The 22,248-nt window shown below is 31.2% G+C and carries 23 protein-coding genes; 21 read left to right on the top strand and 2 right to left on the bottom strand.

All coding sequences use genetic code 11. The annotated features are described in order from the left end of the window. Positions 1–460: 460 nt before the first annotated feature. The 10 genes from COC46_RS20440 (at position 461) to COC46_RS20395 (ending at position 9,442) form a co-directional block, all read left to right on the top strand. Positions 461–2,098, top strand: a complete 1,638-nt coding sequence (locus COC46_RS20440) for a peptide ABC transporter substrate-binding protein (protein ID WP_098811745.1) — start codon at positions 461–463, stop codon at positions 2,096–2,098. Between the two features lie 164 nt (positions 2,099–2,262). Then, a complete protein-coding gene (uptA, locus tag COC46_RS20435) occupies positions 2,263–2,865 on the top strand; it encodes an undecaprenyl phosphate transporter UptA (RefSeq protein ID WP_255294988.1) in 603 nt (200 codons plus the stop codon). A gap of 69 nt (positions 2,866–2,934) precedes the next feature. After that, positions 2,935–3,120: a hypothetical protein gene (locus COC46_RS20430; RefSeq protein ID WP_098811744.1), complete on the top strand. Its 186-nt coding sequence runs from the start codon at positions 2,935–2,937 to the stop codon at positions 3,118–3,120. Positions 3,121–3,305: 185 nt separating this feature from the next. Then, complete coding sequence (locus tag COC46_RS20425) at positions 3,306–4,247, top strand: magnesium transporter CorA family protein (protein ID WP_098811743.1); 942 nt, start codon at positions 3,306–3,308, stop codon at positions 4,245–4,247. Between the two features lie 72 nt (positions 4,248–4,319). Continuing rightward, positions 4,320–5,201 (top strand): permease, encoded by an 882-nt coding sequence (locus COC46_RS20420; RefSeq protein ID WP_098811742.1) that lies wholly within the window; start codon positions 4,320–4,322, stop codon positions 5,199–5,201. A 12-nt stretch (positions 5,202–5,213) separates the two neighbouring features. After that, on the top strand, positions 5,214–6,101 hold the full coding sequence (locus COC46_RS20415; RefSeq protein ID WP_098811741.1) for a TIGR03943 family putative permease subunit: 888 nt from the start codon (positions 5,214–5,216) through the stop codon (positions 6,099–6,101). 216 nt (positions 6,102–6,317) lie between these two features. Beyond that, on the top strand, positions 6,318–6,635 hold the full coding sequence (locus COC46_RS20410; protein ID WP_098811740.1) for a hypothetical protein: 318 nt from the start codon (positions 6,318–6,320) through the stop codon (positions 6,633–6,635). A 226-nt stretch (positions 6,636–6,861) separates the two neighbouring features. Then, positions 6,862–7,986: a stage II sporulation protein P gene (gene spoIIP, locus COC46_RS20405; protein WP_098811739.1), complete on the top strand. Its 1,125-nt coding sequence runs from the start codon at positions 6,862–6,864 to the stop codon at positions 7,984–7,986. A 156-nt stretch (positions 7,987–8,142) separates the two neighbouring features. After that, positions 8,143–8,526 carry a DUF3888 domain-containing protein gene (locus COC46_RS20400; protein WP_098811738.1) on the top strand — a complete coding sequence of 128 codons (384 nt, stop codon included), beginning with the start codon at positions 8,143–8,145 and terminating at the stop codon, positions 8,524–8,526. Between the two features lie 145 nt (positions 8,527–8,671). Further along, positions 8,672–9,442 carry an oxalate:formate antiporter gene (locus COC46_RS20395; RefSeq protein WP_098811737.1) on the top strand — a complete coding sequence of 257 codons (771 nt, stop codon included), beginning with the start codon at positions 8,672–8,674 and terminating at the stop codon, positions 9,440–9,442. 124 nt (positions 9,443–9,566) lie between these two features. Here the strand turns inward: COC46_RS20395 and COC46_RS20390 are convergent, their stop codons facing one another. Further along, entirely contained in the window at positions 9,567–9,920 is a 354-nt protein-coding gene (locus COC46_RS20390) for a permease (protein ID WP_098811736.1), read from the bottom strand. A 184-nt stretch (positions 9,921–10,104) separates the two neighbouring features. Here COC46_RS20390 and COC46_RS20385 point away from each other — a divergent pair, with 184 nt between their 5' ends. The 5 genes from COC46_RS20385 (at position 10,105) to COC46_RS20365 (ending at position 15,449) form a co-directional block, all read left to right on the top strand. Next, on the top strand, positions 10,105–11,784 hold the full coding sequence (locus tag COC46_RS20385) for a formate--tetrahydrofolate ligase (RefSeq protein WP_098811735.1): 1,680 nt from the start codon (positions 10,105–10,107) through the stop codon (positions 11,782–11,784). A gap of 227 nt (positions 11,785–12,011) precedes the next feature. Further along, the gene (locus tag COC46_RS20380; RefSeq protein WP_098811734.1) at positions 12,012–12,545 is read left to right on the top strand and encodes a hypothetical protein; all 534 of its coding nucleotides are present in this window, start codon (positions 12,012–12,014) and stop codon (positions 12,543–12,545) included. Beyond that, positions 12,546–13,763: a DEAD/DEAH box helicase gene (locus COC46_RS20375; RefSeq protein WP_098811733.1), complete on the top strand. Its 1,218-nt coding sequence runs from the start codon at positions 12,546–12,548 to the stop codon at positions 13,761–13,763. Positions 13,764–14,038: 275 nt separating this feature from the next. Next, entirely contained in the window at positions 14,039–14,416 is a 378-nt protein-coding gene (locus COC46_RS20370) for a barstar family protein (protein WP_098811732.1), read from the top strand. 139 nt (positions 14,417–14,555) lie between these two features. Beyond that, the gene (locus tag COC46_RS20365) at positions 14,556–15,449 is read left to right on the top strand and encodes a Vgb family protein (RefSeq protein ID WP_098811731.1); all 894 of its coding nucleotides are present in this window, start codon (positions 14,556–14,558) and stop codon (positions 15,447–15,449) included. Positions 15,450–15,543: 94 nt separating this feature from the next. Here the strand turns inward: COC46_RS20365 and COC46_RS20360 are convergent, their stop codons facing one another. Then, complete coding sequence (locus COC46_RS20360; protein WP_255294987.1) at positions 15,544–16,491, bottom strand: MBL fold metallo-hydrolase; 948 nt, start codon at positions 16,489–16,491, stop codon at positions 15,544–15,546. A 170-nt stretch (positions 16,492–16,661) separates the two neighbouring features. Here COC46_RS20360 and COC46_RS20355 point away from each other — a divergent pair, with 170 nt between their 5' ends. The 6 genes from COC46_RS20355 (at position 16,662) to COC46_RS20330 (ending at position 22,176) form a co-directional block, all read left to right on the top strand. Further along, entirely contained in the window at positions 16,662–17,144 is a 483-nt protein-coding gene (locus COC46_RS20355; protein WP_098811729.1) for a glutathione peroxidase, read from the top strand. Between the two features lie 301 nt (positions 17,145–17,445). Then, entirely contained in the window at positions 17,446–18,093 is a 648-nt protein-coding gene (locus tag COC46_RS20350; RefSeq protein ID WP_098811728.1) for an HD domain-containing protein, read from the top strand. Further along, positions 18,090–19,979, top strand: a complete 1,890-nt coding sequence (locus tag COC46_RS20345; RefSeq protein WP_098811727.1) for an ABC-F family ATP-binding cassette domain-containing protein — start codon at positions 18,090–18,092, stop codon at positions 19,977–19,979. Before COC46_RS20350 ends, COC46_RS20345 begins: the two co-directional genes overlap by 4 nt. 164 nt (positions 19,980–20,143) lie before the next feature. Continuing rightward, on the top strand, positions 20,144–20,533 hold the full coding sequence (locus tag COC46_RS20340) for a single-stranded DNA-binding protein (RefSeq protein WP_176545239.1): 390 nt from the start codon (positions 20,144–20,146) through the stop codon (positions 20,531–20,533). Positions 20,534–20,587: 54 nt separating this feature from the next. Next, the gene (locus tag COC46_RS20335) at positions 20,588–21,751 is read left to right on the top strand and encodes a conserved virulence factor C family protein (RefSeq protein WP_098811725.1); all 1,164 of its coding nucleotides are present in this window, start codon (positions 20,588–20,590) and stop codon (positions 21,749–21,751) included. Continuing rightward, a complete protein-coding gene (locus COC46_RS20330) occupies positions 21,748–22,176 on the top strand; it encodes a BrxA/BrxB family bacilliredoxin (RefSeq protein WP_098811724.1) in 429 nt (142 codons plus the stop codon). The genes COC46_RS20335 and COC46_RS20330 overlap by 4 nt, the downstream gene beginning before the upstream one ends. Positions 22,177–22,248: the final 72 nt, after the last annotated feature.

The raw sequence follows: 22,248 nt of genomic DNA, 5'->3' as shown, positions 1-22,248 counted from the left end.
AAGGCTTGCTAAAGGAGGCTTAGGGTCACGCCCCATGGAAAACGAAGTACCTGGAATGGAAAATCAACATTCTTTTTTAACAAAGCCTATTAGTTAAATGATTATGAGCTTGAAAAGTACATAATCGTACTAAAAAAAATGAAGCTTTTTTAAAATCTTAAAAAAAATATACATATTTGTCCCACTTTAATCATTTATTGAAATTGGGGCAATTATTAATAGTTTTTGATTTAATATGCAAAAAATACTTCTAAAATGTTGCTATTGATTACAAAAAAGTAAAGATTTATTTAAATTTATTAATTTTTTTGAAAAAAATGTCGATTTTTTGTTGATATTTTCTGAAAAGCATGTAAAATAAAAAGTAAGTTAAAGGTTATTAACTATTCGGACAATATAAATTGTTTGAATATTTTAATAGTTTTTAAGTCTAATTGTTTAATTTTGGGGAGGCAATCTAATGAAAAAGAAGGTATCGTATTTTCTATCTTTATCTGTAGCTGTGAGCATGCTTTTAACTGCATGTAACTCAGACAAAACAAATGAAGGTGGAAAAAAAGACACAGCAAAAGCAAAACCACAAGTTCTGAACTTACTAGGCGGAGCTGAACTTCCAGGCCTTGATTCTGGTACTACTACTGATGCTGAATCTTTCAACGTCTTAGGTAACATTATGGAAGGTTTAAATGTATTAGGTAAAGATGATGTAGTACAACCTGGTATCGCAGAAACTACTGATAAGTCAGAAGACGGTTTAACTTATACATTCCACTTACGTGATGCTAAATGGTCTAATGGTGAAGCTGTAACTGCTAAAGATTTTGAATACGCTTGGAAACGTGCTGCAGATCCAAAAAATGCTTCTGAGTACGCATTCATGATGAACGTATTACAAAACGGTGAAGAAGTTACAACTGGTAAAAAACCAGTTGATCAATTAGGTGTTAAAGCAATCGATGATAAAACTTTAGAAGTTAAACTAGCTAAAGCTATTCCATATTTCGATTCTTTAGTAACATTCCCAACATTCTTACCTTTAAATCAAAAGTATGTTGAATCTCAAGGTAAAGATTACGCTCTAGAAGCTGACAAGTTAATCTTCAATGGTCCATTTGAATTATCTGAGTGGAAACATGATGAAAGTTACAAATTAGTTAAAAACCCTGATTACTACGGTGCTAATGACGTATCTTTAAAAGAAATCAACTTTAAAATCGTAAAAGACCCACAAACTGCTGTAAACTTATATGAGTCTGGTGAAGTTGACCGTGCTGGTTTAACAGCTGAGTTTGTTGACAAATATAAAAACAACCCTGACTACGGTACTACAAAAGAGCCAACTGTATTCTTCTTACGTGTAAACGAAACGAAAAATCCAGCTCTTAAAAACGTAAACATCCGTAAAGCTTTAAACGAAGCATTTAACCGTGAAGACATTACAAACGTAATCTTAAATAATGGTTCTGTACCATTATACGGTTTAGCACCAAGTAATTTCTTAGATGCAAATGGTAAAGACTTCCGTGAAGCATCTGGAGACCTAGTTAAATACGATCCAACAAATGCTAAAACATTATGGGAGCAAGGTTTAAAAGAAATCGATAAGAAAGATGTAACAATCGAATTATTAGGTTCTGATACTGAAACAAACAAAAAAATCAGTGAGTACCTACAAGGTGAATTAACTAAAAACTTACCAGGTTTAAAAATCAACATCAAATCAGTTCCATTTGCACAACAATTAGATCTAAACTCTAAGAAAGATTATGAAGTATCATTCGGCGGATGGGGTCCAGACTACAAAGACCCAATGACATTCTTCGATATGTGGACTACTCAAAGCCCATTCAACCAAATGGGATTCTCAAACCCTGAGTATGATAAGTTAATCTCTCAAGCTGGTGGAGAATTCTTATTAGATCCAGCTAAACGCTCTGACGCATTCGTTAAAGCAGAGAAAATCTTAGTTCAAGATAATGCAGCAATTCTTCCGATTTACCAACGTGCGATTGCATACGTAATGAAGCCAAAAGTAACAGGTTTAATTGAGCATTCATTCGGATCAGATTACACTTACAAAAATGTTGTAATTAAATAATTAAGAAATAATGAAAGGCTGTTCAATAGTCAGATTCCTGACTAGGACAGCCTTTTTTATATGAAAGTTTAGAAAAATTATACTTTCAGCCAATATTGCTTTGTTTTGACATATTTTAACTTCCTAAGTATTATCATTGTAGTACAAGTTGTTTCGAGAGGAGGATCCTATTGACAAATATCATACATCAAATATTAGATTTTTTTGCATCATTAGGATATTTAGGGGTAGCATTAGGATTAATGATTGAGGTTATTCCAAGTGAAATCGTTTTAGCATATGCTGGTTATCTTGTAGCCGAAGGACATATAAATTTTTTCGGTGCATTAGTAGCAGGAGTTATAGGGGGAACTATTGCACAATTATTTTTATATTGGATTGGTTATTTTGGTGGTCGACCGATGATCGAAAAATATGGAAAATATATTCTAATTAATAAGCATCACTTAGATTTAGCAGAAAAATGGTTTTCAAAATATGGCGTAGGTGTTGTGTTTACGGCTCGCTTTATTCCAGTTGTGAGACATGCCATTTCAATTCCAGCAGGACTAGCAAAAATGCCAGTCGGACAATTTACTCTATATACAATTGTTGCGATTATTCCTTGGACTATACTTTTTATTAAAATAGGTGAAAAGCTAGGTAAAAATTGGGAAACGGCTAAAGAGGTTTTAGCTCCATATACGCCGATGTTAATCATTATTGCAATCGCCCTTTTTGTTGTATACTTTTTAATTAAAAAGTTAGTTTCAAAAGGTCGAAAATAAAATAAATATGATTTGTTTCACATGATATTACATATAATATGATAAATTTCAATCGAGAGGATGAATTTTATGTATTCTATGTCATATGATGCTTTAAAATCTGATCTATCAAATACTCTTTCAAGCGTTCAAAATCAATTAAATGCAGAAGATTATTCAATACATACAAAGGAACAACTTCAGAGCCAATTAGAAGTATATCAGTACATTGATGAATTAAGTGATATGCATTATTTTTATAAAAGCGGGTACTAAAAAATAGGTCACTATAAGTGGCCTTTTTCTTTATTTATGAATAGAATAAATGCTCACAGAAATAGCATTAAAAGCGCTTGTTTATTAGAATTTTGACTTTCTTTTTAATAAAGGTTGAAACATATAAAAATGTTTCGTATGCTATAATTGAGTAGTTTTTGTTTTAGAATTAGAGGTGAATTAAGATGCTAAATTTTTATCTTTCAGATGCACAAGGGAAACTAAATCAAGTCGATATTATTGAGAAAGGTTGCTGGATTAATGCAATTAATCCAACAGAACAAGAGATTCAATATCTAGTTCAAAAGTTAGACTTAGATTTAGATTTTATTAAAGACCCACTTGACGACGAAGAACGTTCAAGGATAGAGGTTGAAGGGGAACACACTCTAATTATTGTTGATATTCCAATTGTAGCTCATGATGATAATGGGCACACAATTTTTGATACAATACCAATCGGGATGATTATTTCATCTCATACATTTGTGACAATCTGTTTAAGTGAAAATCCGATCTTCGAAAGATTTATTTATCAAAAAGTAAAAGGATTTTTTACTTTTAAAAAGACTAGATTTGCACTTCAATTATTGCATACAACTTCAACATATTATTTACGATATCTTAAACAAATTAATCGCAAAACAAATGAAATCGAAGCAGAATTACATCAATCTACGAGAAACCAAGAGTTATTTACAATGCTGAACCTTGAAAAAAGTCTTGTTTATTTTACTACTTCTTTAAAATCTAATAAAATCGTCATGCAAAAAATTCTTAAAGGGAATATCCTAAAAATGTATGAGGATGATGAAGATTTATTAGAAGATGTAATTATTGAAAATAAACAAGCAATCGAGATGGCAGAAGTTTATAGTAATATCTTAAGTGGAATGATGAACACATTTGCTTCAGTTATCTCGAATAATTTAAATATTGTAATGAAATTTTTAACTTCAATTACAATTATTTTGTCAATACCAACAATGGTTTCTAGTTTTTACGGGATGAATGTTGATAGTATACCATTAGCAAAGATTCCACATGCGTTTCCAATCGTAATTGGAATTTCTGCAATTTTATCAACGACAATTGCATTAATATTTTGGAAGAAAAGGTACTTTTAACTCACAAAGCCGCCGGTCATTCGGAGGTTTTGTGAGTTTTCATTTTTTAATTGTACACTTGGGAGAGAGAGTATGAGTACAAATTTCTATCATTCTTTTTTACAAATGAATACTATATTTATTTCGATTGTAGTCGAAGCATTACCATTTATTTTAATCGGTGTTTTTATCTCAGGGATTATTCAAATATTTATTACAGAAGAAATGTTATATAAATTAATACCTAAGAATAGATATAAAGCAGTATTTGTTGCTATTTTATTAGGCTTTATTTTTCCAGGGTGTGAGTGTGGAATTGTACCAATCGTAAGTAGGTTAATAAAAAAAGGTGTTCCACATTATGTAGCAATCGCGTTTATGTTAACTGGACCAATCATCAACCCGATTGTATTGTTTGCAACATTTATTGCATTTGGTAATAATATTGAAATGGTTATTTACCGCGCAGGAGCTGCTATGATTGTAGCTTATATAATAGGGATCGTCTTATCATATTTAAAAATCGAAAATCCGTTAAAAAATGATCTAGTTACAATACCAGTTGACAACACAATTCCAGTTACGAAAAAATTATGGAGTGTTTGTGTACATGCTATAGAAGAGTTTTTCTCAATGGGTAAGTTTTTAATTTTAGGTGCGTTTATTGCGGCATTCGTACAAACATTTATTCCTACTTCTACTTTAATGCATATAGGTAATGGGCAAGTAGCAAGTATTTTAGTCATGATGGCATTAGCCTTTATTTTATCACTTTGTTCAGAAGCTGATGCATTCGTTGCGTCATCATTTCAAAGTACGTTTTCTTTAAACTCAATCGTAGCATTTATGGTTGTTGGTCCAATGATTGATATAAAAAATACATTAATGTTGTTCCAACATTTCAATAGTCGCTATGTATTCATTATTATGGGATTGGTAATTTCATTAACATTTATCACTACATTATTAATTTAAGGGAGAATCGATATGGCAAGAGCATACGTACTATTAGGATTTACCTTCTTTTTAATGCAGTTGCATATTAAAGGTACGATCTCAAAATATATTAATATGAAATACTCTTATTTATCGCTAACAGCTGGGATATTATTTGCATTTCTAACATTGATACAAGTCATTCATGTATTAAGAACGAGTAACGATGATCATGAACATAACCACGATCATGATCACGACCATAGCCATGATCATCAATGTGATTATACTTGTGCACACGGACATGTTCATAAAGAAGCAAAAGGTATTAAAAAGTTTTTATATGGATTCGTTTTCATCTTCCCTCTGTTCACAGGTATCTTCTTACCAGTTGCAAGTTTGGACTCTACGATTGTAGAAGCAAAAGGATTTCATTTCCCAGTATCAGAACCAGGTAATAATGATCCTTTCATGCAAAGACAATATTTAAAACCTGATTTAAGTATTTATTATGGACAAGAAGGTTATCAAAAATTAATTAAACAAGAATCGAAAGAATATATAAACAAAAAAAGGATCAAATTGAATGATTATGACTTCCTTAAAGGAATGGAAGTATTATATGATGAGCCTGGAAAGTATTTAGGTAAGGAGTTAACTTATAAAGGTTTTATTTATCATGAAAAAGGATTAAATAAAAATCAGGTTTTCCTATTTAGATTTGGAATCATTCACTGCGTTGCTGATTCCGGGGTATATGGCATGCTAATAGAATTACCTGATGGTCAGACTTATAAAAATGATCAATGGATTGAAGTAACTGGTCAAATACAACAAATGTACTATCAACCATTTAAAGTAAACATTCCTTATTTAGACGTCTCTAAAATGAATGAAATTCAACCACCAAAAGATGAGTATGTTTACCGAAATAAGTAAAATGAGCCTACATGGCTCTTTTTTTTTATTTATAAGATAGATAACTAGCTAAATCTTCTAAAAATGACTGGGTTGAAAATTTCATTTACCGAAATAGCATAGAATCTACAAAAATAATATAAAAAACTTGTTCATATCTAGACATGTACACATTCAATATCGAAATTTCTACGTATGTTATAAATGTACAATAAATAATTATAGAGGTGTTCTTAAATGTGGGGATTTTGTGGTTGCAATCGTAGAAGAGAAAGAGAAGAAGTGTCTCCTGTAAGAGATATGAGAGAGTTTGTAGAAGTTCGTAAAGCATGTAAAAAAGAAGAAGAGCATGAAGTGGTAATGGCTGAAACAGTGGAAGAAGTTAAGCCTGCTATGACTGAGAGCAGAAGTTGTGGCTGTAATAAAAGAAAAAGATCAAACAACAATTCTATGGTATCGCCTGCAGAAAGCTCGTTCTGTGAAAGACAATTAGAAGCTGCAAGAAGTGGATGCGTTGTAAATCCGTTTACAGCTTTCAATCGCTGTAATAGATAATTTATGATTAAGAAACTTACTTGACATTTACAATATACGAACTTTTTCTAGGAGGTGTCGATTTGACATCTCTTTTTTATATTTAATAATAAAAGTTAGCAAACTAGGGTTGAAACCAACAATTTATTTCGATAAGATAATTACCTCTATTCTTATTAAAACGATTTAATAAATTTTTCAGTCTATTTTAAAGGGCTTGTACATACGTTTTATTAGAGGTGATTTAATGAGACAATCAATCTATATAAAATCTATTAATCTTAAACGAGTGACGGCAAGTGTCTTCGTAGGCATTGTCTTATTATTCTTGTTGGCAAGTTTATTTGTTACATCAATGAAGAATACAAAGTCATATTATATGCATCAATGGTTTGAAAAAATGAGCTATGAAGGATTTATTAAAGCATTTGAATATGAAAATGGTCATTTTAGGTTAGGAGACGAATCGAATAAAAATGGACAACCTATAGGAAATATACTTTTTTCATTTATTACAAATATTAGACTGTATGATCCAAAAAGTTTATTAGTTCATGAAATTTCAAGCATGACTAAGTTTGAAAATAACATTCTTGTTGCTGGAGAAGGAATTGATTTCACCAATTTACCAATTGAATCAAGCTTAACAATTGACGAAATTAACCAAAATCCAACGGTTAAAGACCCAGTAAACGAACCAATGAATCCAACCAAACCACCTTCACAAACAACTGATGGTCGTAACGTTTTCTTTATTTATCATACACATAGTTGGGAATCATTTTTACCTTTGATACCTGGAGCGAAGACACCAAATCAGGCATCTTCAGTAAAAGTTAATGTCAGTTTATTAGGTGAACGATTGAAAAAGAATTTAGAAGCAAATGGAATCGGTGCAATGGACGATAAAACAAATATCGGAGCTGAATTAAAGAAGAAAAATTGGGAGTGGGGATCTTCGTATAAAATGTCCCGTTTAATTGTTCAGGAAGCACTATCAAAAGACAAGGATTTGAATTTCCTAATAGACTTACACCGTGATGATCAAAGAAAAAATGTAACAACTACTGAGATTAATGGTCAAAAATATGCGAAACTATACTTCATTGTAGGTGTAGAAAACAAAAATTATAAAAAGAACTTAGCATTAGCTAAAGATATAAATAAAGAAATATCGAAATTTAATAAAGGATTAACACGGGGAATATTTAGCAAAAATTATAAACAAGGCAATGGTGTTTATAACCAAGACTTATCTCCAAATTCATTATTAATTGAAGTAGGTGGGGTTGATAATACATTACCAGAACTATATAGAACGATTGACCTACTATCAGAAATCTTGAGTAAATACTATTGGGATCATCAGTAATGGCGAAGTATGCAGGGAAGACCAGAAAAAGAAATCTTTTTCTAGGTCTTTCTTTTTTATCACCCTTGATTCTCCTAACTTCTTTCATAACACTCAGTAAATTGTAAAGAATAGATACTAAGTGATTTGTTAAAATGTGTAGATGGAGGATTAGATATGAAAAAAAAGTTCATTATCATACTATTATTTTGTTTAATTGGAACATCAAAACCATCGTATGTATTTGCTGTACAAAATGAAATGCTTGAGGATGCAGTACTATCAATCTTATTTCCAACTATAAATAGTCGATTATACAAAATGTTTGGACCAGGTGAACAATATAATTGTGCGGCTATTACAAACTTAAAAAAGAAGTATAATGGTACATATGTATTTGGTGCAACAATTCAATTAGTTGCATATAAACAAGATCAGCAGCCACCATATACACTTGTCAAATTTAACTTTTCAAATGATGACGGTGAGTGGAAAATACGATCTGTAACAAAAGAACCAATTCAAACAAAAACTACATCTTTATGTAGACCCCCTGTATAACGGTATGTTTAATTTGGGATATGTGAGAATTTGGTAAAAAAAGTAAAAGTGTATTAGGTAAAAAGAATTAAATTTATCATTTTTGATGATAAATTTAGTATAAAGTATGATATGATAAAGAAAAAAATTAAAGGTGGCAATATCGTTGGCAGGAATTGATTCAATAAAGGAGATTATCTATATTTATGGTGACAACCATAATCATTGCTTTATAACATCTGGAATAAATTATAAAGAGTTTGTGCAAGGACTTCCTTTTCCTCTACAAAACATTCTTTTGCTAAAACACGATATTCAATGGTCCGAATTTAATTTAAATTCTTCATTTTATTATGTAGAACGAGAAGATATTAATAAATTTATTTTAGAAAATAGTGAGCATGAAGACCTTTGTTGGGTAGACTTTGAAGAATTAGCAGATTTAGATGAGCTAGAACCGAAAGAAATTGCAGAGTTACTATATCTTGCTCACAAAAAAGAACCATTACAAAAATCCTTTATACCTAGATTAAATAATTCTTTTGCTTATATGAATATAAGTGATGGGATGTACCAAAAGGTTTATTATAAACGAACTAATGATTTTATTTTTATGCTTTGTAATGTTATATCTTATAAAATTACACAACTTCAAAGACGAAGTTTAAATATATTTAATCGTTCAAAACAAATTAATCCAATCAATATTAAATTGATGTTGACCTTATATCCTTTAATGGAGGATGGGTTAATCATTGATTTAAGTGAACGAGTTGAAAATAGAAAAGTAATTGAAATTCCTATTTTCCGAGTTGATTTTTATTCTGGAGTAGATGAGATTTTAGAAAATGTAGAAGAATATAAAGAACTTACAAATCATTTTGCAAATCTGACTTATTCGAAGAAAGATGATGTATGGTCTGTAGTTCAAGTTTAAAGGACTTGTTTCAATTCTTTATTGTGTGAAGAAATCGAATAAAAAGACCTTTAAGATCCATTCAGATTGTGGTCAATAATCTGAATGGACCTTAAAGGTTTTTTTGCTTTTTTCCATTTTATTCTTAAAGAATTGCACTTAATACAATTAATAAATTATAGAAAATAGTTACAATTACTGAAAATAATCCAAATCCAATTGCTGTATATCCTAAAGTGGAATGACCCTTAGTAACAGTGTATATTCCTAGTGCAATTCCAATGATCCCAAATAAAACAGGCATTAAAAATAACGAAAATAGTGAAAAAAATAGAGCTACGTATCCAATTACAATTGCAGTGGCATGAGATTTATCTGATGTTGTTTCTGTATAAAATGTATTCCTTGTGGGATAAAACTCTGCACTATATTCTTCATTTTGATCCTTAGGTAAATTGTGATTACGTTTATGTTCTTTATGCTTTTTATGACGATACATAAAATTACACTCCTTTCTTTTAATGCCTTATCTTTAGTATGTAACTTTGATATCCGTTGATAAGTAGTAAGTATTAGTAATTTTTGCTTGAAATGATTAAAGAATTTCGAATTTTAGAAAATGAATTTTTTGTAAAATTGTGCTATAATTTTGATTATAATGAAGTGCAATTGGAGATGATTGGATGAGTAAAGTAAAGTCAGATTTAGAAATTGCTTTTGAATCAAAAATGAAAAAAATTACAGAAATTGCAGATAATTTAAATCTTTTTGAGGATGATGTTGAAAATTACGGTCATTATAAGGCAAAATTGTCATTATCAATTCTTGACCGTTTAAAAGAAAACGAAGATGGTAAATTAATCTTAGTTACTTCTATAAATCCAACGCCAGCAGGTGAAGGGAAATCAACAGTGACTGTTGGGCTAGCACAGGCTTTTCACCAAATTGGCAAAAATGCAATTGTTGCATTACGTGAACCTTCTTTAGGACCAACAATGGGCGTAAAAGGTGGAGCTACTGGTGGAGGTTATTCTCAAGTTCTACCGATGGATGATATTAATTTGCATTTTAATGGTGATATTCATGCAATTACAACAGCTAATAATGCCTTAGCAGCATTTATTGACAATCATATCCATCAAGGAAATGAACTTGAAATTGATGTACGTAGAATTACTTGGAAGCGAGTAGTTGATTTAAATGATCGTGCGTTAAGAAATATCGTTGTAGGTTTAGGAGGTCCATCTCAGGGAGTTCCTAGAGAAGATGGATTTGATATAACTGTTGCATCTGAAATCATGGCAGTACTTTGTTTAGCTTCATCAATTCAAGATTTAAAAGAAAGGTTAAAACGAATTGTTGTCGCTTATACTATACATAAATCGCCAGTAACTGTAGGAGATTTAAAAGTTGAAGGAGCTCTTTCCTTATTACTTAAAGATGCAATTAAACCAAACCTGGTTCAAACAATTGAGCACACTCCGGCAATCATCCATGGTGGACCATTTGCGAATATTGCTCATGGCTGTAATAGTGTTATTGCAACAAAAATGGCTATGAAATTAGGCGATTATGTTGTAACTGAAGCTGGTTTTGGTGCAGATTTAGGCGCAGAGAAATTCTTAAATATTAAAACTAGAGCTTTAGGTGTTACTCCTGATGCAGTTGTAATTGTTGCAACTATTAGAGCATTAAAAATGCATGGTGGCGTAAATAAAAATGAATTGTCTAATGAAAACGCTTTAGCTGTTGAAAATGGGATTCAAAACCTTGAAAAGCACGTGGAAACAGTTCGTAAATTCAATGTTCCTGTAGTCGTTGCAATTAATAAATTTATTACTGACTCAGAGGAAGAAATTAGTGTATTAAAACAATGGGGTCAAAATAATGGAGTAAATATTGTTCTAACAGAGGTTTGGGAGCATGGTGGTAAAGGTGGCGTAGAGTTAGCTGAATCACTTGTTAATATGTTGAAAAATCCTAAGGACAAATTTAATTACTTATATGAATTATCAGACTCGATCGAAAATAAAATAGAAAAAATTGCAAAAGAAGTTTATGGTGCAAATGGAGTGAATTTTTCTCCAAAAGCGAAAAAACAAATTTTGGAATTTAATGAGAATGGTTGGGATAACCTACCAATTTGTATGGCTAAAACTCAATATTCATTATCAGACCAACCAACTTTAGTAGGAAGACCTTCTGGTTTTAAAGTAGAAATAAGAGAACTAAAAGCATCAATTGGTGCAGGTTTCATTGTTGCGCTAACAGGTAACGTGATGACAATGCCAGGTTTGCCGAAAAAACCAGCTGCATTAAATATGGATGTAGACGATCTAGGTCGTCCAAAAGGATTATTTTAATCAAACTTAATAAAAATTACTGAAAATAAACTCGCACTTGATGCGAGTTTTTTCAGTATAAGTTAATAATAAAGTTTATAATAGTCAATTTGAACTAATTAATTAAAAAAATATCCGATAAAATTGATTTAAGAAATTTTATCGGATATTTTATTGTTAGTAGTTTTTTATCCTTTTTAATGGAAAGCAAGAGAATTGAGCAACTTTAATTTAAAGGAGTTTATAAAATGTTTGATCCGACTGCGTTTGATAATATGAAGGTTGTAATAGAAGGACTAATATATGACAAGGATTTAGATGGAGAATATGAAATCATCGATCGAAATGACTATATTAATCTTTCAAAAATGGATCGATTATTCTCAATTCAATATAGAAAGTTAAACATTAGGTCAAAGTCAAAGACAACTAGCTGTAGATTCTCAATGAAAACAACAGCTAGCGATTTATATAATGAATTGATTAAAGGGAATACTGAAGTAGGGTGTTTTATTGAAATTGAATTTTTCTTTCCTAAGACATTAGAAATCGAAATTATTCAAAGAAGCCTTCTATTATTTCAAAATAAAACAGCCGAACAATATATTCCATGTTATAACATTAAACAATCTATTTTTGACAAAAATATAATTGAATCTTCAGTGAACATAAAATTTCAAAACAAAATGACTGAAGAAGACTTCGATCTAGTAGAAGAATTGGTACATATATCAGAAATAATGTTACAATGGTACGATGAGCAAATATTAAAGGAGATTTAAATGGAACATTTTCAATTAGCAGAACAAACTATCTTAAAAATAAAGGCAAATAATATAACGAAATGGACAGCGGTACAAGAGGAAGCAATCCCTGCAATTCTTGAGGGGAATGATGTAATAGCACAATCTCCTACTGGTACAGGTAAGACTCTTGCATATGTTTTACCTATAATTAATAAGGTTGATGAAAAGGAAGAAAATCCACAAATTATTATTATGGCTCCAACTCGTGAACTTGTTATGCAAATTTTTCAGGTTGTACAAGACTATACACAAAATACAAATATTAAGGTTGCCTCAATTGTTGGGGGAGCTGATGTAAAACGTCAAATCGAGAAACTAAAACAAAAACCAAGAATTATTGTCGGTTCACCTGGTCGAATTTCTCAATTAATTAAACAAAAAAAATTAAAAATGCATTGTGTTAAGACAATTGTTTTTGATGAAGTAGATGAATTAATTAAAACAGATGATCAAAATGATTTACCACAAATTATTAAAGCGACGATGAAAAATCGCCAATTGGTATTTTTATCTGCAACGATCACACCGGCGGCAATGAAATTTGCAAAGGAAACAAGTTTAAATTTAAAAGAAATTTCGATTGAACAAAGCTTAGAGGGCAATATAATCCATGGTTTTATACCTTGTGAAGAAAGAGAAAAGCTAGAGTTGCTTAGAAGAATTGGTTCTGTTCCAAGTATGAAAGCACTAGTGTTTAGTAATGATCCTTTTAAACTAGAAGGATATGCTTCTAAATTAAATTATAGAGGAATTAAAACAGCTGTTCTGCACTCAAAATTAGGGAAAATGGAAAGAAGCCAAGTTTTAAAAAATTTACAGTCAGGTAAAATTTCATTACTTTTCTCAACTGATGTAGCTGCCCGAGGAATTGATTTACAGGAGTTACCATATGTCGTTACGCTTGATGTACCAGAGAAAGTTGAGCAATACACTCACCGCAGTGGCCGTGTTGGAAGAATGGGTAATCAAGGTACTGTTATAAACTTAGTAACACCTCGTGAGAAAAAGAATTTATTTAGCTTAAGAGGTACGCAAAAACTATTTTTTGAACAATTAATGGTTTCACACGGTGAAATACAGAAACATATAACGAAAGAAAAACCATTAAAAGAAAAAAGAATAAAACCAGATTCAAATCAACATAAAAAACCTGTTACAAGTAAAAATAAACCAATGAAAAAAATTAAAAAATAAGAAAAACTTCAGCCTTGAGCTGAAGTTTTTTAATTGTGTATTATGTTTTAGTCTAAAATGTAAAGTACGAAAATTATGTTAAGTTTATACATAAAGTGCTTCAAACAGTAAAAATATCATACCATTTTCAATTTGAGTAAAGTTGTGTTAGCAGTTAATTGAAAATCACATGCAATTTTAATACTTAGGATCTACTTAAATATGGTAAAATATGGGTATAGATTTAATTAAAATAGTTTTGTCTAAGCACTTATTGAGATGTAAGGGGTAATAGGATGACAATTTTTGTAAAAGGTTTTATTTTATTATTTTTATTATTCGTCTTGCCTTATTTTATTGTATTTCTATTCAAAATTGAAAAGAAAAAATCTGAAACACCTACGTTGTACATTAATGTATCGAACGTACGAACTACCAAAGAATTGCACTCACTATTGAAAAAAAAACTGAAATTCCCAGATTATTATAACGAGGACTGGGACTCGTTTTGGGAGATCATTTCTGGTGTTATAGAGTTACCAAATAAAATCAGGTTTGTTGGGTGGTCAGAATTAGAAATAAGATTACCCGAAGATTCGACTATTATGAAAGATTATCTATTAGAACATAATCAGGAATTTCCCAATTGGAAATGTGAGTTCTTGTTCAATTAACGCATGCAATAGTTACATTTCACAAGTGTATAAAAGAAGCTAGAAACATGAAAAATTTTGGACAAATAAATGTGCTTAATATGTTTCACAATGGTACAATTTCACGACTCATAGAAGTTATTATAATGGAGGGGTTATAATGAAATTTGAACTTCAAGAAATAAATATTCCACATGCTGATTCTAGTCCTTATGGGATAGCTGCTTCACACGACGGAAAAATATGGTTTACCCAGCATAAAGCAAATAAGATTAGTTGTATTGATCAAGAAGGACAGATCCATGAGTATGATGTTCCCACTCCGAATGCTAAAGTGTTGTGTTTAACAGTATCTTCAAAGGGAGATGTTTGGTTTACCGAAAATGGAGTCAATAAAGTAGGAAAGCTCACTACAAGTGGTGTATTTACAGAGTATCCTTTGCCACATCCAAATTCAGCACCATATGGAATTACAGAAGGTCTGAATGGGGATATCTGGTTTACTGAAATGAATGGAAATCGGATAGGTAAACTGACTTCAGAAGGGAAGATTCATGAATACGATCTACCCAACAAAGGTTCATATCCTTCTTTTATAACGCTAGGTTCTGATAACGCTCTTTGGTTCACTGAAAACCAAAACAATGCTATTGGAAAAATAACCGAATCCGGAGAATTAACGGAATACCAAATTCCCACGCCCGCATCGGGACCCGTAGGCATTACAAAAGGAATTGATGATGCACTTTGGTTTGTAGAAATAATTGGAAATAAAATAGGTCGAATTACTTATTCTGGTGAAATAATGGAATATGACATTCCAACATCAAATGCACGCCCCCATGCTATTGCTGCTGGAGAGGAATTTGATTTATGGTTTACTGAATGGGGTGCAAATAAAATAGGAAGATTGACAAGAGACCATTCAATTGTGGAGTATACAATTAAAACGCCTAATGCCGAACCACACGGAATTGTATGTGACAAGAATGGTGCCGTCTGGTTCGCATTAGAATGTAACAAAATCGGAAAAATAACTTTTATAAGTAAGTAGCTCCTACAAGAAGCGAAAATCCTTTAGTGGAAATCAATCTACTTATACTTTTATACAAATGCATGAAGAAACTTCAGCATTATGGGCTGAAGTTTTATTCATTTCGATCCATAGCAAGTATTAATCCCATAGCTGAAACTTCTAAATCCAATTTAATGATTTGGAATACTAGGTGACTATCATCTATATTTTTACTTTTAAGATCTTTTTTTATTTCATTAAATAATGATTCAGATAGAATCCTACTTTTCTCATAAAAAGGTTTATCTTTATTTTCTTTAATCGTGGATTCAGTTAGGCTTAAAAAGCGATCTAAATATGATTTTAATGATTCATATACGAAATTTGTATCTCTAGTTAATCCGTAATGTCCGAAGCAAATAGCTTCTGGCTTATATTCTTGAATTTTTCTAGATGAATTAAGTGTTGCTTCATATGAAAACTGATTAGGAGATGTCGATGGTAATATGTATGGTCCTATTTCCTGTTGAAGCTGTTGATAATATATTCCTAATGTATCACCAGTATAGATAAATTTACTTATAGAATCAAAAATTGATATATGGTGATTAGCGTGACCAGGAGTATATAAAAAAGTTAGTTTACGGTTATTCCCAATAACAAGCTCCTCACCATCCGCTACCTGATAAATTTGAGAAGAGTTAATTGGAAGAATTGGATTAAATAATCGATCAAAATCTTCACCATAAACCTGTTTAGCACTTGCAATTAATTTTGTCGGATCTTCTAAATGTCTTGCGCCCTTAGGATGTACATAAAGAGTTGCATTAGGACATTTTTCCATTAATAATCCGGCTCCGCCTGAGTGATCCAAATGAATATGTGTTACGATAACATTTTTAATTTTGTCTAATGAAATTTTTAACTCTTTTAATCCTTGTAATAAATGCTCGTGAGAAGGAGTTGCACTTGTTTCAATGATTGTAATATCTTCATCTAAAATAACATAGCAACCTGTTCGTTCTGGAAATGACAAATCATATAAATCAATTAAATATGTATTAAATCCTAAATCTTGCATGCTCTTACCTCCATTCATTAGTTAAAAGGTGAAGAAATAAATACTTTAAATTAACTATAAGTTAAATACTAATATGTTTGAAGAATTTTTTCAAAATAAAGTATTTAGAATTAGACTTTTTCATGGAAAATAATTACTATAACATTATACGGAAGTAGGAGGAATGTGAAATGAGTATTTATGATTTTAAAGTAAAAGATAGCAAAGGTGAAGAAGTATCTCTTTCAAATTATAAAGAAAAAGTTATTATTGTTGTAAATACTGCAAGTGCATGTGGATATACTCCTCAATATAAAGATTTACAGGCATTATATGAAGAATATAAAGAAGAAGGATTAGTAGTTCTTGGTTTTCCATGTAATCAATTTATGAATCAAGAGCCTGGTTCTAACGAAGAAATTCAAAGTTTTTGCGAATTAAACTTTGGCGTAACCTTCCCTATTTTTGGAAAAATTGATGTTAATGGTGAAAAAGCAGATCCATTATTTAAATATTTAAGCAAGAAAGCCCCTGGTATTATGGGGTTAAAATCAATTAAATGGAATTTTACTAAATTTATCATTGATAAAAAAGGTGAAGTAATCGAACGATTTGCACCTCAAACAAATCCACAAGAAATGAAGTCGACAATAGAGAAGTTATTGAAAGCGTAAAACTTTCACATTCGTGAAGTTTTCAGACTGCCCGCCAAACGCTCGCCTTCTTCGTAGCTTCGCCTGCCTGCGCGGTGCTCATTACCGTTTAGGGTAACTGCAATCAGTCTGAAAATCANNCCTCGAAAGACAAGCGCTTGCAATCAGTCTGAAAATTACATTTTTGGGACTTTGTCTACACACTGAAACCTTCACATTCGTGAAGGTTTTTTCGTAAATTTGGTTTTCACTTACTCTATTAATGTTTTTCGTTGATAGAAAAATGATATAATATCACTAGTCGATTTATGGAGGTACGAGTATGAATCAGCAAGAAATCATTATACAAATAGAAAATTATGTTCGAAATCTTCATCAAGGTGATAGTAGTGGACATGACTGGCATCACATTGATCGTGTCAGAAACTTGGCTGTACATATTGCACAAAAAGAGAACGCAAATCAATTCATAGTAGAGTGCGCTGCACTGGTGCATGATGTAATTGATGATAAATTATATGATGATCTAGAAGCTCAGAAAACTCAATTAGAAACATTTCTAAATGAACTACTAAATAGTAAAAAAGATGTAAATGAAATAATGTACATAATTGAAAATATCTCCTATAAAGGAGGAAATGGAGTTATTCCAACTACTCTTGAAGGTAAAATTGTACAAGATGCTGATCGTTTGGATGCAATCGGAGCTATAGGCGTAGCAAGAACATTTGCGTACGGTGGTAAAAAAGGGCGTAGTATGTTTAACCCTGAATTTATTATTAGAGAAAACATGACAATCGAAGAATATAGAAGTGACCAAAGCTCATCTTTACATCATTTCTATGAAAAAATATTAAAGCTAAAAGACTTTATGAATACAAAATCAGCACTAGAATTGGCTGAAGAAAGACACCAATTTGTAGAAAAATTCATTGACGAATTTATGAAAGAGTGGAATTTTAAACTATGAAGATTTTAAGTGTAGAGAATCTAATTAAAACTTATGGGGAAAAAACTTTATTTGATAAAATTTCATTCACCGTAAGTGAAGGACAGAAAATTGGATTATTAGGTATAAATGGTACTGGAAAATCGAGTTTATTAAAGATTATTGCTGGTGTTGAGACAGCTGATGAAGGAAAAATTACTACTCCAAAGGATTATGTAATCAGTTATTTACCTCAACATGAAGACTTTGATAAAAATCAAACGATTCTCGAAGCGGTATTTGAGAGTGAAGATAAAGTAATGGTTTTAGTAAAAACATATGAAAAAACATTGCAGGCACTTGGGGAAGACCCAACTAATCAAGTGCTACAAAATGAATTACTAAAATTACAAGCTGATATGGATACATTAAATGGCTGGGACCTAGAAGCAAACGCAAAAACCATTTTATCAAAATTAGGGTTATCTAATTTAAATATAGATGTTTCTATTCTTTCAGGTGGTCAAAAGAAAAGAGTAGCCCTAGCAAAGGCATTAATACATCCATGTGATTTATTAATTTTAGATGAACCAACGAACCATTTGGACTATGAATGTATCGTATTTTTACAAGAATACATAAAGAGACTACAAAACGCTGTATTATTTGTAACGCATGATCGTTATTTCTTAGATGAAGTAACAACAGCACTATTAGAGCTATCAAATAGTAATATTTATCGTTATGAAGGTAATTACCAGTATTATATTGAGCAAAGAGCTGCTCGAGAAGAACAAGACGCAGCAACAAATGAAAAAAGAAATAATTTATTTAGAAGAGAATTAGCTTGGATGCGCAGAGGGGCTAAAGCCAGAACAACTAAGCAAAAAGCTCGTATTCAACGATTTGAAGACCTTTCTGTTAAAATCAATAATCAAGAAAAAGCAGAAATGGAAATGAATTTTCAACAAACTCGTTTAGGTAAAAAAGTTGTTGAGTTTATTAATGTTGATAAGTCATTTGATGAAAAAACGATTTTAGATAATTTTAATTTATTATTGCTTCAAACTGATCGAATTGGAATTATTGGTGAAAACGGAGCGGGTAAAACTACTTTATTGAAAATGCTTGTTGGAGAAGAACAAGTTGATTCAGGAGAAATTGAAATTGGACAAACAGTTAAAGTAGCTTACTATACTCAAATACAAGAAAACATGAATCCAACGATGAGAATGATTGACTATATTAAGGAAGAAGCAGAAGTTATTCATACACCAGATGGTAAAACAATTTCAGCTTCGCAAATGCTAGAAACATTCTTATTCCCCACTCATTCACATGGAGTGCAATTAGGGAAACTTTCAGGTGGAGAAAAAAGAAGATTATACTTATTAAGACTATTAATGACTGCTCCAAATTTATTATTACTTGATGAGCCAACAAATGATTTAGATATTGATACGTTAACGGTATTAGAAGATTATATTGAGAATTTTAGCGGCGTAGTTGTTACAGTATCACATGATCGCTATTTCTTAGATAAAGTGACAAATAAATTATTAATATTTGAAGGTAAAGGTAAAGTATCATCTACATTAGAAAGCTATACGGAATATTTAGAACGTCAATCAATTGAAAAACGTGAAGTTGAAATAGAAAAAGTTGCGGTTGAAAAACCAGTTTACCAAAAAGAACAAAAGAAAAAACGATTAACTTATCAAGAACAAAAAGAATGGGACAGTATTGAATCAGATATTGAAAAGCTGGATAATGAGATCGAGCAATTAAATGAAAAATTACAAGCTGTAGGTTCTAATTTTGATGAGGCGTATAAGCTTTCGAAGGAGATTGAGGAAAAAGAAAGCTTATTAGAGCAAAAAATGGAACGTTGGTCGGTTTTAAGTGATTTAGTTGAAAGTTTAAAGTAGATTATAAATTTTGAGATTTAAATGATAGATACTATTCACTATTTATGTTTTTTTATCTCATATTCTAATTTCTAATCTAAAAAGTTATTTAAATTACTATTTTCCTTTTTTTACGAACTTACAATAATTTTGTATTGTAGAAAAAAATAAAGGAGATGGTAATAATGATTAATAATGTTGTAATTGTAGGAAGATTAACGAAAGAGCCCTTTTTACAAACTACACCGAATGGAAAGAAAACAGCTTTTATTAATATCGCAACGAATGTTTATTCGGATTATCTGAAAAAAACACGAACAAATTATGTATCTGTAAAATTATGGGGTCAAGTTGCTGAATATGCTTCAAGAAAAGCAAAAAAAGGTATGGAAGTTTCAATAGAAGGAATTATTAAAACTTCAAGCTATGTAAAGGAATCTGAGAAACCTGTTTACGTGACAGAAATAATGGTTGAGAAATTTCACCTTTTTACTCGTCAATCTGAAGAGTTAACTCACAACGTAGTCGAATCAAGTACAAATGACTTTGAACAATTCGTGAAGGCGTTACAATAGTGAGATTCTCCTCTTTTTGATAGAATGGATAAATAACAAGAAGAGGAGATTAAGATGAAGATTAAATCAATTGAACCGACACCTAGTCCAAATACGATGAAAGTGTTATTGGATGAAGAATTACCAGCGGGAAGTAGAAATCATTATTCTTTAGATAATCATGATAAGGCACCTTTAGTAATAAAAGATATATTGAAAATAGAAGGCATTAAAAGTGTCTACCATGTAGCTGATTTTATTGCCATTGATCGTAAGTCAAATGCAAATTGGCAAAATATACTTCTTCAAGTTAGAAATGTATTTGGTGAAGAGGTAAACGGTGAAGCAGCTAATGAAACAAACATTGATACCCATTTTGGTGAAGTGCAAGTATTCGTTCAAATGTATCATAATATCCCAATGCAATTGAAACTAATTGTAAATGGTGAAGAACAAAGAGCAGCTTTACCACCGTACTATAAAGAAGCAATAATGAAATTAACTACAGCTGCATCAAATGTTGTATTTGAAAGACAGTGGATAGATTATGGAATTCGCTATGGTGAGTTATCAACTATTGAAAAAGAGATTATTGATGAATTAACAGCAACTCACACTGAAAATGATATTAAAAATATAGTAAACGATGTAATAACAAACGATGCTACCAATTCAAATATAGAGAAGAAAGAAGCTCCTAAATTTGAAGCATTTACTGCAGATATTTTTGATGAAAAAGATTGGAAAAAAAGATATGCTAGGTTTGTTAAAGTCGATCCGACAATTGAAGATTTGCCATTACTAAAAATTGCTTTAAAAGATGAGCATGTTTCAATAAGAAGATTAGCTACAGCTTATCTAGGTATGTTAAAATCTAATTTAGTGTTACCTTATTTATATGAGGCACTAAAGGATAAAGCAGTTGGTGTAAGAAGAATCGCTGGAGATTGTTTATCAGACTTAGGCTTTGAAGAAGCAATGCCTGCTATGATTGAAGCATTAAAGGATCCAAGTAAACTGGTTAGATGGCGTGCTGCAATGTTTCTTTTTGAACTAGGCGATGAAAGTGCAATTCCTGCATTAAAAGCGGCATTAGATGATCCAGAATTCGAAGTGAAATTACAAGTTCAACTTGCATTACATCGAATTGAAAACGGTGAGGAAGCATTAGGTTCAGTTTGGAAACAAATGACTGAACGTAATAAATTAGAAAATGATAAAGGAGAAACAAACAAATGAATGCATACGATGAGTATATGAAAGGTATTGTAAAACCAATGAGGGAAGAATTAACTTCAAATGGCTTTACAGAATTAACTACTGGGGAAGAAGTCGAGTCATTTATGAATGAATTAAATGATACTGCTTTTTTTGTCATTAATTCAGTTTGTGGATGTGCTGCAGGCCTTGCAAGACCTTCTGCTGTTCAAGCAGTTATTGAATCAGAAAAGAAGCCAGCAAACATTATGACAGTGTTTGCAGGACAAGATAAAGAAGCTACATCTACATTAAGAGAATATTTAGTGGATTTCCCACCTTCTTCACCGTCAATGGCAGTATTTAAAGGTAAAGAGGTAGTTGGTTTTATTCCTCGTGAACAAATCGAAGGCTCAACACCAGAAGCTATTAAAGCTAGAATTCAATCGATATTCGAACAAATGTAAAAAGAGGATTTTTCCTCTTTTCAGTGATAGACAAATTCCAAAAATTTGACTTTCAGACTGATTGCGAGCGCT

It is taken from the genome of Bacillus sp. AFS041924, from assembly GCF_002577195.1.
In the GTDB taxonomy this organism is placed as follows: Bacteria; Bacillota; Bacilli; order Bacillales; family Bacillaceae_G; genus Gottfriedia.
This window is presented reverse-complemented; position numbering and strand designations above follow the sequence as displayed.

What these genes read in the sequence shown, in the direction of transcription:
- COC46_RS20330 (WP_098811724.1), top strand. Translation starts at nt 21,748, where the DNA reads ATGAATGCATACGATGAGTATATGAAAGGTATTGTAAAACCAATGAGG.
- COC46_RS20415 (WP_098811741.1), top strand. Translation starts at nt 5,214, where the DNA reads ATGGCAAGAGCATACGTACTATTAGGATTTACCTTCTTTTTAATGCAG.
- COC46_RS20385 (WP_098811735.1), top strand. Translation starts at nt 10,105, where the DNA reads ATGAGTAAAGTAAAGTCAGATTTAGAAATTGCTTTTGAATCAAAAATG.
- COC46_RS20400 (WP_098811738.1), top strand. Translation starts at nt 8,143, where the DNA reads ATGAAAAAAAAGTTCATTATCATACTATTATTTTGTTTAATTGGAACA.
- COC46_RS20350 (WP_098811728.1), top strand. Translation starts at nt 17,446, where the DNA reads ATGAATCAGCAAGAAATCATTATACAAATAGAAAATTATGTTCGAAAT.
- COC46_RS20335 (WP_098811725.1), top strand. Translation starts at nt 20,588, where the DNA reads ATGAAGATTAAATCAATTGAACCGACACCTAGTCCAAATACGATGAAA.
- COC46_RS20420 (WP_098811742.1), top strand. Translation starts at nt 4,320, where the DNA reads ATGAGTACAAATTTCTATCATTCTTTTTTACAAATGAATACTATATTT.
- COC46_RS20430 (WP_098811744.1), top strand. Translation starts at nt 2,935, where the DNA reads ATGTATTCTATGTCATATGATGCTTTAAAATCTGATCTATCAAATACT.
- COC46_RS20380 (WP_098811734.1), top strand. Translation starts at nt 12,012, where the DNA reads ATGTTTGATCCGACTGCGTTTGATAATATGAAGGTTGTAATAGAAGGA.
- COC46_RS20370 (WP_098811732.1), top strand. Translation starts at nt 14,039, where the DNA reads ATGACAATTTTTGTAAAAGGTTTTATTTTATTATTTTTATTATTCGTC.
- COC46_RS20355 (WP_098811729.1), top strand. Translation starts at nt 16,662, where the DNA reads ATGAGTATTTATGATTTTAAAGTAAAAGATAGCAAAGGTGAAGAAGTA.
- COC46_RS20360 (WP_255294987.1), bottom strand. Translation starts at nt 16,491, where the DNA reads ATGCAAGATTTAGGATTTAATACATATTTAATTGATTTATATGATTTG.
- COC46_RS20440 (WP_098811745.1), top strand. Translation starts at nt 461, where the DNA reads ATGAAAAAGAAGGTATCGTATTTTCTATCTTTATCTGTAGCTGTGAGC.
- COC46_RS20390 (WP_098811736.1), bottom strand. Translation starts at nt 9,920, where the DNA reads ATGTATCGTCATAAAAAGCATAAAGAACATAAACGTAATCACAATTTA.
- COC46_RS20375 (WP_098811733.1), top strand. Translation starts at nt 12,546, where the DNA reads ATGGAACATTTTCAATTAGCAGAACAAACTATCTTAAAAATAAAGGCA.
- COC46_RS20345 (WP_098811727.1), top strand. Translation starts at nt 18,090, where the DNA reads ATGAAGATTTTAAGTGTAGAGAATCTAATTAAAACTTATGGGGAAAAA.
- COC46_RS20340 (WP_176545239.1), top strand. Translation starts at nt 20,144, where the DNA reads ATGATTAATAATGTTGTAATTGTAGGAAGATTAACGAAAGAGCCCTTT.
- COC46_RS20425 (WP_098811743.1), top strand. Translation starts at nt 3,306, where the DNA reads ATGCTAAATTTTTATCTTTCAGATGCACAAGGGAAACTAAATCAAGTC.
- spoIIP (WP_098811739.1), top strand. Translation starts at nt 6,862, where the DNA reads ATGAGACAATCAATCTATATAAAATCTATTAATCTTAAACGAGTGACG.
- COC46_RS20365 (WP_098811731.1), top strand. Translation starts at nt 14,556, where the DNA reads ATGAAATTTGAACTTCAAGAAATAAATATTCCACATGCTGATTCTAGT.
- COC46_RS20410 (WP_098811740.1), top strand. Translation starts at nt 6,318, where the DNA reads ATGTGGGGATTTTGTGGTTGCAATCGTAGAAGAGAAAGAGAAGAAGTG.